This window comes from Bacteroides sp. L10-4, from assembly GCF_013373675.1.
In the GTDB taxonomy this organism is placed as follows: Bacteria; Bacteroidota; Bacteroidia; order Bacteroidales; family Bacteroidaceae; genus Bacteroides; species Bacteroides muris.
Genome location: NZ_JABXJH010000033.1, coordinates 24,806 through 39,184, shown reverse-complemented (window position 1 = coordinate 39,184; position 14,379 = coordinate 24,806). Strand labels below are relative to the sequence as shown.

Sequence of the window (14,379 nt, the reverse complement as noted above, 5' to 3'; positions counted from 1 at the left end):
AAAATAGGATAGTATTCTTCAAATCTTCTCCAAAATATAACACTTTTATGTCGAAACAGATACTTTTCCTTCGAAAAGTATCTGTTTCGGTTGTTTTAAGTAAATACCCTTGCTAGTCCCGACAAGTTGGAATGATAGTTTCCCATAGTCGAAACCAAGAGTTTTAACCTTTGAAACGAATGGTTTCATCGCAAGGAGCTTTTGGTTTTGCTTGTTGAAACCAATAGTCTTACTCGTCAAAACTTTCCATATTTAATCTTGAAACTAAAAGTTTCATACTGAGAACTAAGATTATAACTATTTCAACGACCCACGAAACAAGTATGCATACCATCTTTTATAAAAGTTGGAAAGCGTGATGGATGGTTGTAGTGTTTTTTATCCATCACGCTTTAATCAACTTATAATCAAAAAGAATAATCTCTTCGCGTAACAGCATGACAGATGTTTTGCCGAAATAAACTCTGTGAAAGATACCACCACTGCCCACATATAAAAATCCCAGTATTCCCAAAGGAAATACCGGGACTCTTCAGAAAGAAAACCAATCTAAACTTATAACCAGCCTGGGTTCTGCGTCAAACCGCCTTTAGCCCTATCCATTTCCGACTGGTCAATTGGAAAATACCTGAACTTCTCCGTCCAACCTTTGTTACCTAAAATCTCTGTTCCTTTATCGAAACGCAGAATGTCAAACCAACGCTGCATTTCATCCATAAACTCATACCCACGCTCTTCAAAAAGAATATCCAACAACTCCTGCTTGCTCTTTCCCGCCAAGTTGATACGATGCTCTTTGTCTTTGAAAGCGCGGTCTCTGACCTGGTCGAACCAACCTTGCGCATCGGCACTGGCAGTTCCGTTGATGCGCACATCAAGCTCCACAGCCAGCAGCAAAACATCGGCATAACGGTAAATACGCCAAGAATTATAATAGTTATCCGTAGGATTCACCGTAGACGTCGTCTCCTTTCTCGGATGAATCTTATAGTGCCCCAGACCTTCGTAATTTTCCTGCTGGTCACTGACTTGGAAAACACTTCCTGCCGGTAGTTCACCTTTGGCCACCATTTCTGCCACTTTCTTAGCCTCGTCCGCATAGACAATGACTGTTCCCTCGCGGCGCGTATCGCCTTCCTTAAACATATTGTAAACAGTACTCGGCATAGTGTTCTGCCCATAACCTTCGCCCAATCCGCCCTGCTCGGCACTTCTCGGGTCAACAATGTTACGACCACCCAAAGAACGTGCAAGACCAAACCCTTCACCGGAGTTATTACCAGCATAACATACCTCAAAGACAGATTCCGCACACCATTCTCCATCTTTCACCCATAAGTTCTGATAATCAGGGTTCAACTGGTATCTTCCACTAGTGATTATTTCTTTCATGTCATTCAATGCCACCTGATATTTAGTCTCATCACGATGGAACAAAATAATTTTGGCACGAAGCAGCTTGGCAGCATCCCGGCAAACGCGTCCCTGCTGTGTAGCACTGCGCTGGGGCAGATACTTAGTCACTTCGTCATCCAAGTCACCCATCATAAACTCATAAATTTCTTCACGGGTTCCTTTGGCAACGCTATACATTTCACTGGCTGCCAGATAATGTTTGATAAGTGGAAATTGCTCATACCCCATAAACAGATGGTAATAGAAAATGGCACGGTAAAAGCGCGCTTCGGCAGAAATTGAATTGACAAAGTCTGCACTGAGATTGCATCCGGCCAATTTGTCAATCAACAGATTGGCAGCAATGACTCCATTGAACAAGCCAAAATCCCACTCATTCCACCAAGAACCATATCCCCATGCACCAAAACAAGAAGTCGCGTCATAGGTAAAAGTATCCCATTTCGTCTTGTAAGACCCCTCACCGATACCACCACCAGTTTCGGACTCATCACCCAGCAAAGAAGAGTAAGACCAAACCTCCGGCATACGGGTCTGCATTTCATTTATCACGGCATACAAGCCCTTCATCATATCCTCTTCCGTCTTGTAAAATTCAGTTTCCGACACCTGAGTTCTTGGATTCACTTCCAGAAAATCTGAACAAGCTGTGGTCGACAAAGCCATCGCACCCAAAGCCAATACCTTTAATATCTTATTCATTGTATCTATTTTTTAGGTCGTTAATCAAAATGTAATATTCGCACCGATAGTATAAGTACGTGCTTGCGGATATGTTCCCCCGTCAAATCCATCACGTGTTCCCACTTCAGGATCATAACCGCTGTAGTTGGTAATTGTAAACAGATTTTCGCCCTGCACAAAGAAACGCAGTCCCTTGACGCCGACACGCTGCAACATCTGTCCGGGCAGACTATAGCCAATCTGCAACACTTTCAAACGCATATACGAACCATCTTCCACAAAAAAGTTTGAAACCTGATAGTTATTGTTGTCACCATCTATCACACGTGGCACCCAATTGGAAGTGCCTTCACCATGCCAACGGTTCAGCCAAGATTTGTCGTAGTTACCAAAAGTCACATTGGAACGTCTGTACAGTTTATAAATGTCGTTTCCGATACTTTCCTGGAAGAATGCACTGAAATCCAACCCCTTCCAATCGGCAGAGAGCGTAAATCCATACGTCCAGTCGGGATTCGGCTTACCTATCATAGTACGGTCATCGCCATTAAGACCATTTTTACCATCCAAATCTTTAAAACGAATATCTCCGGGCTTGGCATTTGGTTGTATCAGTTGAGTCTTTCCATTAGAATCCATGTAGGTATAGCTGTCTATCTCCTGCTGATTCTGGAAAATGCCATCATGCAAGTAACCGTAGAAGAAGCCATACGGACGCCCGTTCTCTCTCCAGCTGACCTGACCGCCCATACCACCACCGATATTATTGAGACCGACGCGGTCGGGGCCTTGGTCTGTTACGGTATTCTTCACGTAAGAAGCATTTCCATTGATACCCAGATTCACTTCACCCACTTTAAAGCGATAGGACGCTTCGAACTCGATACCTTCGTTCTTCACTGTACCCGAATTGACCGTCATACTGCCATAACTGGTATAAAGAGGAATTGGCATGGAAAGCAGCATGTCCTTCGTCTTCTTCACGAAATAGTCGGCAGAGAATGTCAATGCACTGTTGAAGAAACGCAAGTCAATACCCAAGTCGGTCTGTTCGGAGGTCTCCCATTTCAAATCAGCATTGGCATAGCCACTGGGCAGCATGCCCGTATATACCTTTCCATTTATGACTGCATTCTTACCCTGACTCATCATACTTGTATAGGCAAAGGAGCCAATACGTTCGTTACCATTCTGTCCCCAACTCAGACGTATCTTGGCAAAATCCAACCAGGAAGGTCTGTTCTCCATGAACTTCTCCCGAGTCAACACCCAACCCAAAGAAACCGAAGGGAATGTAGCATACTGGTGGTCACGACTGAAGTTTGACGAACCGTCCCGTCTTACTACCGCTTCGAACAAATACTTTTCATCATAATTATAATTGATACGTCCGAATACGGATGCAATGCGGTGGTCTTCCGCCCCACCCCATACTTTAGACTGTTCTTCGGGCGCTGTGGCCGTGTCTATATATCCCTTGTCTATATCTACCACCAGCAGATTATAATCTTCCGCTTCCAAATTGGAGTAATGGTAGGAAGACATACTCGTACCGAACAGTGCACCTATATTATGACGGCCGAAAGACTTTGTATACGACAGTACATTTTCCCACTGCCAATAGGAAGACTCCCTTTTCTTATCCTCTACCTTGGAAGTGGCATTCTTACTGGTAGCATTCAGCTCGTAGACTGGAGTCACATTCTTAATGGAATTGAACACCCATTCCGCACCATAGGTAGTCTTGAACTTCAAACCCGGTAACAAGTCCACATCAAGGTTAAAGTTCGCACCGAAATTCTGAGGCATAGTCCTCTGGTTATGACTGACCTGCATGGCTGCCAGCGGATTGGTTATTTCACGCATCTCAATAATATTGTATGCCAGTCCGTTAGGAGCAATGACATGATTTGGATAAGTTACGGCATATTGCTCCAGTATAGCAGGGTCGGTCTGATAAACCGGTTCGGTAGGAGGCAACATATTCATGGAAGTAATCAAGCCTGCTGCTTCACTGTTGCCAATAGTATTACCTGTCTGGATTGACTTGGAATAGCTTGCAATTGCACCAAAACTAATCTTATTCAACCAATTTCGTGATTTCGTGTCCAGTAATACATTATTGTAATTCAAGCGTACATTGTAGCGTTCATAATCAGCATGTCCTTTAGCATAAATACCTTCTTGCTTTACATAACCGAAAGAAGCATAATAGGTAGAGTTGTCCGTACCTCCACTCAACGAAACCTTGTGGTTCATAATAGGAGCATTCTTGTTCTGCAGTTCCTTTTGCCAGTCGGTATTGACGCTGGAAACAGTCGGGAAATAAGGGTCCTTACCTGCGTTGGCAGCCATTTCATTCATCAACATCTGATAATCCGCACTACCCAGCAAATCCACCTTCTTGGAAGGATTCTGAATACCGTACGTAAATTCATAGTTCAAAGTAGCCTTCCCTTTAGTACCCTTCTTCGTAGTTATTAGCACAACACCGTTAGCACCACGGGCTCCGTAAATAGCGGCGGAAGCTGCGTCTTTCAACACTTCAATAGACTCAATATCAGAAGGATTCAAATGACTGATACCACTTTCAGACGGCATGCCGTCTACTATATAAAGCGGATCGGAGTTGTTGACCGTACCGGTACCCCGAATACGAATCTTTGATTCCGCACCGGGCTGACCTGAATTAGAGATAATCTGTACACCGGAAACTTTACCTTTCAAAGCATTCTGAATATTTGTAGGATTACCTTTATCCAACTCTTCACTGGTAACACGGCTCACAGCAGACGAAAGTACACTCTTCTTTTGTACACCATAGCCTACTACAACTACCTCGTCCAGCAACTCAGAAGAATCAGTAAAACGGACTTTCAGATTTGTATCTGCAGCAGTCAGTTTATACTCAATAGGCTCATAACCGATAAAGGTGAAGACCAACACATCACCCACAGAAGCTTTCAGACCGAAATTCCCATCAATATCCGTCACAGTACCCACAACCGGATTACTTTTCATACTAACATTAGCACCTGGAACCGTTTCTCCGGAAGGGTCATAAACGATACCCTGCACATTAATTTGTTGTGCGAAGAGCTGCAAAGTACAACTGAAAATGCAAAGCAGCAAAAGGACTCTTTTTCTTTTCATGATAATAGTATTAGTTTATAAAATAGAAAGTTATTCATATTGTATTGATACAAATTCCAATACTTCAATAAGCGAAATTACGTACTAAATAAGAGATAGAAGTTGAATATTTCTCATAAGAAGTTCATTTACTAACACATCCATAAAAAACGTTTTATTTTAAACTTAAAGTGATAAAGTTTAAACCCATAAAAAAACGGATACGTTTCTGTAACGTACCCGTTTTCTTCCAAATCCATTGATTATAAAGAGAATTACCTTTCTAAAGTCCAGTTAATAGCATTTCTGAACATGGTCGTAAACCCTTCCGTTTCGTACAACTTACTACTATGCCCTATCTGGAAATAAACATTGCGTGCCTTTTTGCTTTCATTGACCCAAACCACCGGATGATCGCCCATCTTGATGTCCGATGCAGGCGTGTAGCTCGATTCGTCTACATTGGCCAGCACATGTACATTGGGGCGCGGGCTCTTGTCATAAGTATACCACTCGTCATCGGGCACCATAAAAGAGGCCGGAACACCCTTCATCACCGGATGCTGCTTATCTTCCACCACCAGCATACCATCAGCCAGCGGAGCAATGTAATTCTTGAAACGTACACCACCCATGAAATCAGAGAACCATTGCCACATGGGATAACCGTCGAACTCGCCCAGCAAAGTAGCATGATGGAAACCAATCCAGCCACCACAGCCTTCTTCTATATACTTGACGAACGCATCTTCCGCTTCCTTCGGCCAAGCATAAGGCGGGAAATCCAATTGAATAACCAAGCTGAACTGCGACAAGTAAGCCTCCGTTATGTTCCTGGCATTGTTTATCTCAGTAATACTGAAATTCCCCTTTGCACCTTCGGCCGCCAACCACTTCAAGCCAGCATCCGTAAATCCTCCGTGCTGTCCACCACGTTCCGTCAACACCAGCACCTTCGTCTTGTGCGGCTTGCCCAATAAGCTTTCTGCAACCGTACGGCGCAAATCACCCTGCTCATTGTCTCCGCTATAATCCCAATACATGCCTCCCAGCAAATCCTTATCCAAAATATACTGACACTTGATAGCAAGTGAACGAGGATTCTCAAATCCAAATACCAACGTATCATTCTTATCGGCCAGATAAGGCACTTGAGCCACCTCATCCCACTTTTCAGTATATTGGGTATCCGTATTCCCTACCTTATTATAATCTTGGAAGCTGGGATAACCGTCACCTCCACGACCATAGAAAGGCATCCCCATCACCAGTTTGGAAGGTGGTATGCCTGCTTTCAAATGTGCGGTAACGGCACCATCCGAAGTAATGTCACCGCTATGTCCCGACGAATAAAGCGCCGAATGGTGCTTGGGAGCGGAAGCCATGTCATAAGCCATGATATTCACAAAATCGACGGAAGACAAGATAGCCTTGAAGTCAATGTAACGGGCAGAAGCTACGGTGGCAAGCGTCAGCTCCTTTTCATTGCCGATGGCAGCTCTGATATCCTGCATCAGAAGTGTAAAATTCTCCGTATCGTCCGGTGACGAGGATATATTTGCCATAGAGCTGGTGGGATATTCCCAATCGATGTCAATGCCATCCAAAGCGAACTCCTTCACCACACGGTCACAGTCCGCGGCAAAAGCACGGCGATATTCATCATTGGCAGCCATCTCACTGAAACGTCCGCTTCCCCAGCCGCCGATGGAAAGCAGCACTTTCAGCTCCGGCTTCTGTTTCCTCAAATCAACAATCTGTCTCAAACGTTCCTCATTATCAATCTTGACACCGTTAAAGCTCTCGTTTACATGACCGAACGCATAGTTGATATGCGTCATGTACTGCGGGTCGGGCATCACCTCACTCCACGAAGTGACATAAGCAACCACAACCTTTGATTCGCGGGAAGCCGCAATGGCCTCTTCTCCCGACTTAACGCTACCGCATGAAACCAATACGCCCAAAGCAGCAGCCATCATCATTTTAATTTTTTTCATAAGTACTATTTTAATTACAAATTATCGCAGGTCTGACGGACCCGTGAACCTATCAATGCATAATACAGCATAAACGCTTCTCCAAAAAGAACGATGAACCATGACCATCTCCAGCCTCCAAGAACATCGGCAAGCACTCCTTGCAACAAGGGCAATATGGCACCGCCTACCACTCCGATCATGAACACACCCGAAGCCACCGAAGTGTATTTTCCCAAATGGGCAACGGACAAGGTAAAGATAGCTCCCCACATGATGGAATGGAACAGACCTACTGCCGTGAGCAGCCACGGATTATTCAGCAAAATGGCCAGTAAGGCGAGTACTCCTGCCGATACCGTAGTAACCGTCAACTGCACGCGGGGAGAAATCCTGCTCAGGCTGCTCCCCACCAGGCGGCCCACAAGCATACCACCCCAATAGAGCGTAGCCATCAGTGCCGGAGAAGCATAGTCCATCTCGATGGCATACAGATTGATATTGGCCCCAATACAGACTTCCACTCCTACATAAAAGAAGATAGCCACCACGCCCAATGTCAGATGACGGAAGGACCATACACTTTTTTCCAGCTTTTCTCCCTTCTCTACCCTGGTTCCTTGGATATCGGGCAAAGACAATTTCATCAACAACAATACAATCAAAGAAATAACAGCCATCAATGCCAGGAACGGAACCATCAGCTGGTCAATCTGAATGTCCTCCACAGACAGACCGCCAAACACGACACCAGTCACGAAATAAGGAGCAAGCGTAGTTCCCACAGAATTGGCAGAACCGCCTATAGCCAAACGCTGAATGGACTGGGTACCCTTGACATGGCAAGCCGTCAGATAAGGATTTATAACCACTTGCAGAATGGTAGCCGAAGCCCCTACCACGAAAGAACCCAGTAAGAAAATCAAGAACCCTCCAGGGATAACATTATTTCCTGCATGCCAATTCGCTTCCGGAAAGTGTACTGTGAAATAGGAAGAGGCAAAGAACAAACCAAGCCCCACAATCATCACCAGCAATCCACGCATCAATGTCCCTTTATACCCATATTTGCTAATCCACGACGAGCCTACCCCTCCACAAACCGGATAAGCAAGGAACCAAGAGAAAGTAATCAAAGTGGCAAAAGTATTTTTCAACCCGCCCACTTCCAAAAGCAAAGTTTCTTTTAAAGGACCCTGAAACTGAGTATTGGCAGTCGTAAGGAAACCTACAATAAAGAACAGGAATACCATCGTGATGAATGGCCCCATATAGTTTATTTCTTTTTCTTGTTGTGTCATAGTATTTTAATTATTAATTCAAACAAGTAGAGTTATCAGCCGCCTGCAAGGCGGCTTAGCAGCTGAGCATGCTTGCCGCCGCTTCATCGAGCAAAAACTCACAGTCGGGATGAAGCTGAAGGATGGAAGCAGGAACATCTGTTGTCACAGGTCCTTCAAGCATCCGCTTGACAATATCCACTTTATTAATCCCTTTGGCAACCAGTACAATCCGACGTGCCCGCATAATGTTCTTTATTCCCAAAGTAGCCCCTCCCAACTCTTTATCGGGAGGAGTGCCCGTTTCTCTACGGATGCGTTCTTCCAGTTCCACATTCATCCGAGTCACCCATGCTTCACCGCCAAAGGGAGATTCCGGCTGGTTGAACCCCAAATGTCCGTTCTCACCCAACCCCAAAATCAGCAAATCAATACCGCCACGGTTCGCAATTTCTTGCTGGAAATCCCTGCATGACTGTCCAAAATCATCGGAAATGGTAGGCAGCATCAAGAAATTCTCTTCCTTGATGCCCAATGTATCCATCAGTTCCGTTTTCAGCATCGTGTAGCATGCTCCGGCATACTCGCGCGGCACATTCGTTACCTCATCCAATCCGAAGAAAGTAACGGTATCCACCTTAAACGGATATTTAGTATAGATTCCTCCCACCAACCGATGAAGATTGCCGGTAGTACGTCCCGTAGAAAGTCCTATCACGCTCTCCGGTTTATTCAATATCTGGCCGATGATGCGCCATGCAGCCGTGCAGTCAAACTCCTTTTCATTCTTTGTTATTGTTATTTTCATATTCTTAATCGTTAATTCTTAATCACATATTCATCGCCACCGCTCCGGCTCCCAGAAGCCCGATAAATCCGGGATTCAGTTTCGTAATGACAACCCCGTTGCTGACAAAACGCATGGTCGTAGGATGAAGTTTTTCCAGAATCTTCTCGTGCATATATCCGTCGGCCACAATGCCTCCACCTAACACCACCGTGTCCGGGTCAATCACACGTACCAGATTCATGATAAGATTGGCAAGCGCCTCAGCTGCATTCTCCACCAGCACCGTACAGAGAGGGTCGCCTTTCTGGCTGAGTGCAAACACCTCGCTCACAATCACCCGTTCCCCTTTTTCGGCCGGAATATGCAGGCCGGTTTCATACTGGTTGCGGAGCAGACGGGCACAGTTGTCAAAGCCTATGCCGGCCGCAATCGCCTCCACACAATCCATTCGTCCACAACCGCATTTAATGCCTATGTTCACACCTACACGCACGTGTCCCACTTCGCCGGCATTGAAATGGCTGCCACGGATTTGTCTCCCATTTATCACCGTACCCACGGCAATGCCTGTACCTACATTTACGTATATGAAGTTTTTGGAAATTTGTCCGAATCCCCAGACGCGTTCGGCTCTTGTAGCGCTCTTCACATCATTGTCTATATGGCAAGGCATGCCATATATATCCGACAGTTCCTTTGCCAACTCAATCCGCTGTGTCCTGCTCGGGTCAATCTGCAGCCAGACACCTTCGTTAGGGTCTACACGCCCTATCAGGCCGACACCCATCGCTACCGGCTTCTGGTCATACCAGCCCACAGTACGGATATAATCATCGAGCGACGACTTGATGATTTCCAGCGCAGCCTGCTGATTAAAGTAACCGGAGTCATATTTCTTATACCTCAAAATGTTGCCACGGCTATCCATTTCGCCAATCAGCAACTTCGTGCCTCCTAAATCAAGACCTAAATACGTTTCCATTTTTTATATGCGTTTTTTAATATTGTTTACTGTCCACAATATTACGCACTATCAGGGAGACAAGGGTTTATTCTCTGACAAAAAAGGTTTAATACTTGTCAGCAGTGGTTCAAAAGCAGTCTTCATGGCTCTAAATTTTGCTGGGACTGGTACCAAACTGCTTTTTGAAGCATGTACTGAAATATTTCGGGTCAGAAAATCCGACCATATTCGCCACTTCCCCTATCGAATATTTCCGGGAAACCAGCAGCTCTTTTGCCTTGTTCAAACGGACAATGCGGATGAAGTCATTCGGTCCCTGCCCAGTCAGCGTCTTTATCTTATTATAGACAGAAGTGCGGCTCATGCCCAGCATCCGGCAGAAGTCATTGATGGAGAACTCCGAATCGGACAACTCCTCCTCAATCACTTTCATAACCTTGTCCAGAAACTCCTTGTCCAACTGGCTGGTATAGTCTGTCTCTTCGGGCTGCGCATCCATCGCCAACACGGTTTCGCGCAAATGCTGCCTATTCTGAAGAATATTCCTGATACGCACTTTCAGCACAGACAAGTCGAAAGGCTTGATGATGTAGTCATTGGCACCGGCCTCCAGTCCGAAGATGATATTTTCCCTCTCACTCAGTGCGGTCAATAATATAACAGGTATATGGCTTGTATCTACCGATGACTTCAAAATCCGGCACAATTCATCACCTTCCAGTACCGGCATCACAATGTCCGAGATAATGATATCAGGATTGATTTCCCTTGCCGTCTCCAATGCCTTTCCGCCGTCGGGCACGGCAACTACCTTATATTCGGAAGACAAGCTGTCCACCAGATACTCCCTCATATCCGCATCGTCCTCCGCCAGAAGAAGGACATTCTTCCCGGAACGTTCCGTTTCTTCATGCACAGCCCCGGTAGCGGCCTGAGGTTCTTCCTGGCCGTCTGCCTTCGCTTCCACCGCTACGCTCGCCTTTATCCTCTGCGGGAAAGTTATCGTAAACGTAGTTCCCTGCCCTTCCACGCTACTGAAAGAGATGGTGCCGTGATGCTGTTTCACAATGCGGCGCGTAATCATCAGACCGATACCCGAACCGGTTTCCTCAAAGTTCATGGCATTCTGGGCTCTATAATATTCGTGGAAAATATTGCCCTGCTCCTCTTTTGGAATGCCGATACCCGTATCCTTCACTTCAATAGTCCACTTCTTTCTTGCAGTCTTCACCAGTATGTGAATGACTCCCTTCTCTGTATACTTCAAGGCATTGGAGAGCAGATTGTCTATGATATGATCCATCTTCTCCCGGTCAATCCAAACCTTGGGCATATCCGGCTCCACCTCCAACTCTATCCCGACGCTCTTCTGCATGGCGGCTAAGTGAAACTCCGCCATTTTTTCCTCCAGATAAGCCTTAATGTCGTATGGAGAAACCTTCAGACACTCCTCGGCATGCAGTTCCGTTTTCTGCAACTCAAGCAGTTGAGTAATCATTCCCATCAGTTTTTCCACATTCTTCATTGCCACCGCAACGGTTTTCTTACCCTGCTCCGGAAGTCCCTCCTGCGCTTCGAGCTCGCTCAGCGGAGCCTTTATTAAAGTAACCGGTGTACGGATATCATGGGCTATACTGATAAAGGAACGTATCTTGTCCCTTATACGCCCCTCGTTCACCTTATGCCTTCTATACTGCACAAACATGCAGACAAAGACAGACAACAAGATGAAATAGATGAGCAGCGCCCACCACGAAACCCAGTAAGGGTTATGAATGACAATGTCCAGACTTCTTTCTCCCACCTGCTGCCCGGTGTACTTATCAAATGCCCGCAAGCGGAATACATACTTACCGGACGAGAGATTCATATAGCTCACGTTCCGCACTGAATTGGAGTGTTCCCACTCTTCATTGTGATTTTCGAGCCTATACTCATATCTGATACGATGCGGGACTGCAAAGTTGATGGCAGAGAAGGAAATTGAGAAGGAGTTTTGATTATACTTCAAATCTATTTTCCGGGTATCATTGATATTCGTTTGCAAAAGAGAGCCTTTCATTCCCGCTTTGACTGATTCGTAAAGCAGTTTAAAGTCTGTCAGAATCAGCTCAACAGACACATGGCGCCCTAAGTCCAAAGACGGGAGAAAGGAAAGAACCCCTTCTGCAGTACCGAAAGCAAGACATCCATTCTTCAACTTAAGGGCAGCATTCGGGTTGTAATATCCCCAGCTGACATCCAAAAAATCATTGGCACTGATGATAATATCCCGGGAGCAGTCCAAGCAATACAATTCCTTCTCCGTACTGAACCAGATACGCCCTTCGTTATCCTCCAGCAGGCTGTTGATGGAATTGGAAACCAGATTGTCATCTACGGTATATGCATGCGCCTCTTTCCCATCCGGACCAACACGTATAAGGCCTTCCCCGTCTGTCGCCAGCCAAATATCACCGGATGAGGACTGCATCAGGCAACGGACAGGATAATGCAGAGAGATGTCTCCAAACGTCTGATGCCACTGCGTGTCTCCCGACTTCTTATCAAAGACGGCCAACCCGCTGCAACCGGCAATCAGTAATGAGCCCCCCTTACCCGGCTTTATGTCACCTATGCAATCAATCGGGTAATATGTATAAGTATCCGTCCGTATATCGTAACGGGTAAACTCTCCTTCAATACCACCGAACCAGACATAATCCCCTTCCGCATAAATGGCATAAACATAGTCGGTGGCCATTCCCTTCTCCGGATGTGCATTTCTTTTCTCTTTCTTCTGTACCCGTCCGGTCTGTTTATCAATACAATAGACACCGATACCATAGCCACCTACCCAGATGTTTCCCCCGGAGTCTTCGGCAAGCGCCAATACCACTTTGCCACTATGTTCCATATCGTCCAGATAGTGGGTCCATTTACGTGACCGGGATTGATAGAGGCTGACGCCGTTGTTTGTACCATACCAATAATCCCCCTCCGAGTCCTGAAATATCACATTTACGTGGTCTGACTTCAAGGAATTACCATTATTGCGTTCATGCCTGATTCTACAGACATCCGGCATCTCCGAATCCAGATAGCTGATACCATTCGTAGAAGTGCCAATCCACACAACTCCGGATTCATCCACGCAAATATCGGATACAGTATTACCACTCAAACTTTTGTCATCATCCCCATTATTCATGTAATGGTTCAAAAGTTCTCCCGTCGCAACATCCATGCAGAAAACGCCCGCACCGTCGGCTCCCACCAACAGCAAATTATCCTTTGTCTTTGCAAACGAACGGATAGGTACATGAGGAATCCGGTCATTCAACGAGTGTATCCTCCCGTCGGGACCGTCAAGTACAAATACACCGTTTGAAAAGGTACCGATGAACAGCTTTGCTCCAAAGACGTAGAGCGATTCCACATGTATCTCTGTATACAGGTCAACCGGCCTCGTCTCAAAAGACGAAGAACCTGCCGTTCCTACCTTCGTCAACCGGAAGACCCCCTTGTCTGTGCCTGCAAAGAACAATCCATCTTTCATTTGAGCCATGCAACGGACAGATTGCCCTTTCAATCCGGCAAAAGACAGCCCTGCACTTTCTTCCCAAGAATAAAGCCCCTTCGACATACACAACCACAAACGTTTTTCGTCATCAAACAGAATATCATACAACACCGGAGAAGGCAGGTAATCGGCCAAGTCCACGCGCAATTGAAAAGAGTCCGTCAGTTTGTTGTATGCATAAATTCGTCCATTCTTTAATGCAACCCAGACAACACTTTCCTTATCACAAATCATGGTAGTGGAAGACTGGATATTGTCCCTTGAATCAACCATTCCGTCCAGCTTGTAATGCTTGATTTCATTCCCGTCATAACGGTCTATCCCGACATGAGTATACACCCAGACAAATCCGGATGAATCCTTGTCTATCTGGAATACTTGCCGGCTGCTCAATCCCTCCTTGATACCCAAAGTGCGAAATGAACCGGCAAACAAATTGACAGACCCAAAAACGGACATCCATAACAGCAGAAATATGCATGTGGCGAATTTATATAGAAACGAATATGGAGCAAACATAGATTATATATTGTTTTTCGGATGCAATATTACGCATAAACATAAAAAAAACG

At 45.6% G+C, this 14,379-nt stretch carries 7 protein-coding genes; all 7 read right to left on the bottom strand.

Features of this window, described 5'->3' with window-relative positions:
- Positions 1-555 precede the first annotated feature (555 nt).
- A complete protein-coding gene (locus tag HU824_RS11605; protein WP_176468933.1) occupies positions 556-2,118 on the bottom strand; it encodes a RagB/SusD family nutrient uptake outer membrane protein in 1,563 nt (520 codons plus the stop codon).
- Between the two features lie 24 nt (positions 2,119-2,142).
- On the bottom strand, positions 2,143-5,253 hold the full coding sequence (locus HU824_RS11600; RefSeq protein ID WP_176468932.1) for a TonB-dependent receptor: 3,111 nt from the start codon (positions 5,251-5,253) through the stop codon (positions 2,143-2,145).
- Between the two features lie 254 nt (positions 5,254-5,507).
- Entirely contained in the window at positions 5,508-7,232 is a 1,725-nt protein-coding gene (locus tag HU824_RS11595) for a glycosyl hydrolase family 18 protein (protein ID WP_176468931.1), read from the bottom strand.
- A 14-nt stretch (positions 7,233-7,246) separates the two neighbouring features.
- Complete coding sequence (locus HU824_RS11590) at positions 7,247-8,512, bottom strand: MFS transporter (protein ID WP_176468930.1); 1,266 nt, start codon at positions 8,510-8,512, stop codon at positions 7,247-7,249.
- A 55-nt stretch (positions 8,513-8,567) separates the two neighbouring features.
- Entirely contained in the window at positions 8,568-9,299 is a 732-nt protein-coding gene (locus HU824_RS11585; protein WP_176468929.1) for a 6-phosphogluconolactonase, read from the bottom strand.
- 22 nt (positions 9,300-9,321) lie between these two features.
- A complete protein-coding gene (locus HU824_RS11580; protein WP_005833057.1) occupies positions 9,322-10,263 on the bottom strand; it encodes an ROK family protein in 942 nt (313 codons plus the stop codon).
- Positions 10,264-10,393: 130 nt separating this feature from the next.
- Entirely contained in the window at positions 10,394-14,326 is a 3,933-nt protein-coding gene (locus HU824_RS11575; protein ID WP_176468928.1) for a two-component regulator propeller domain-containing protein, read from the bottom strand.
- Positions 14,327-14,379 lie beyond the last annotated feature (53 nt).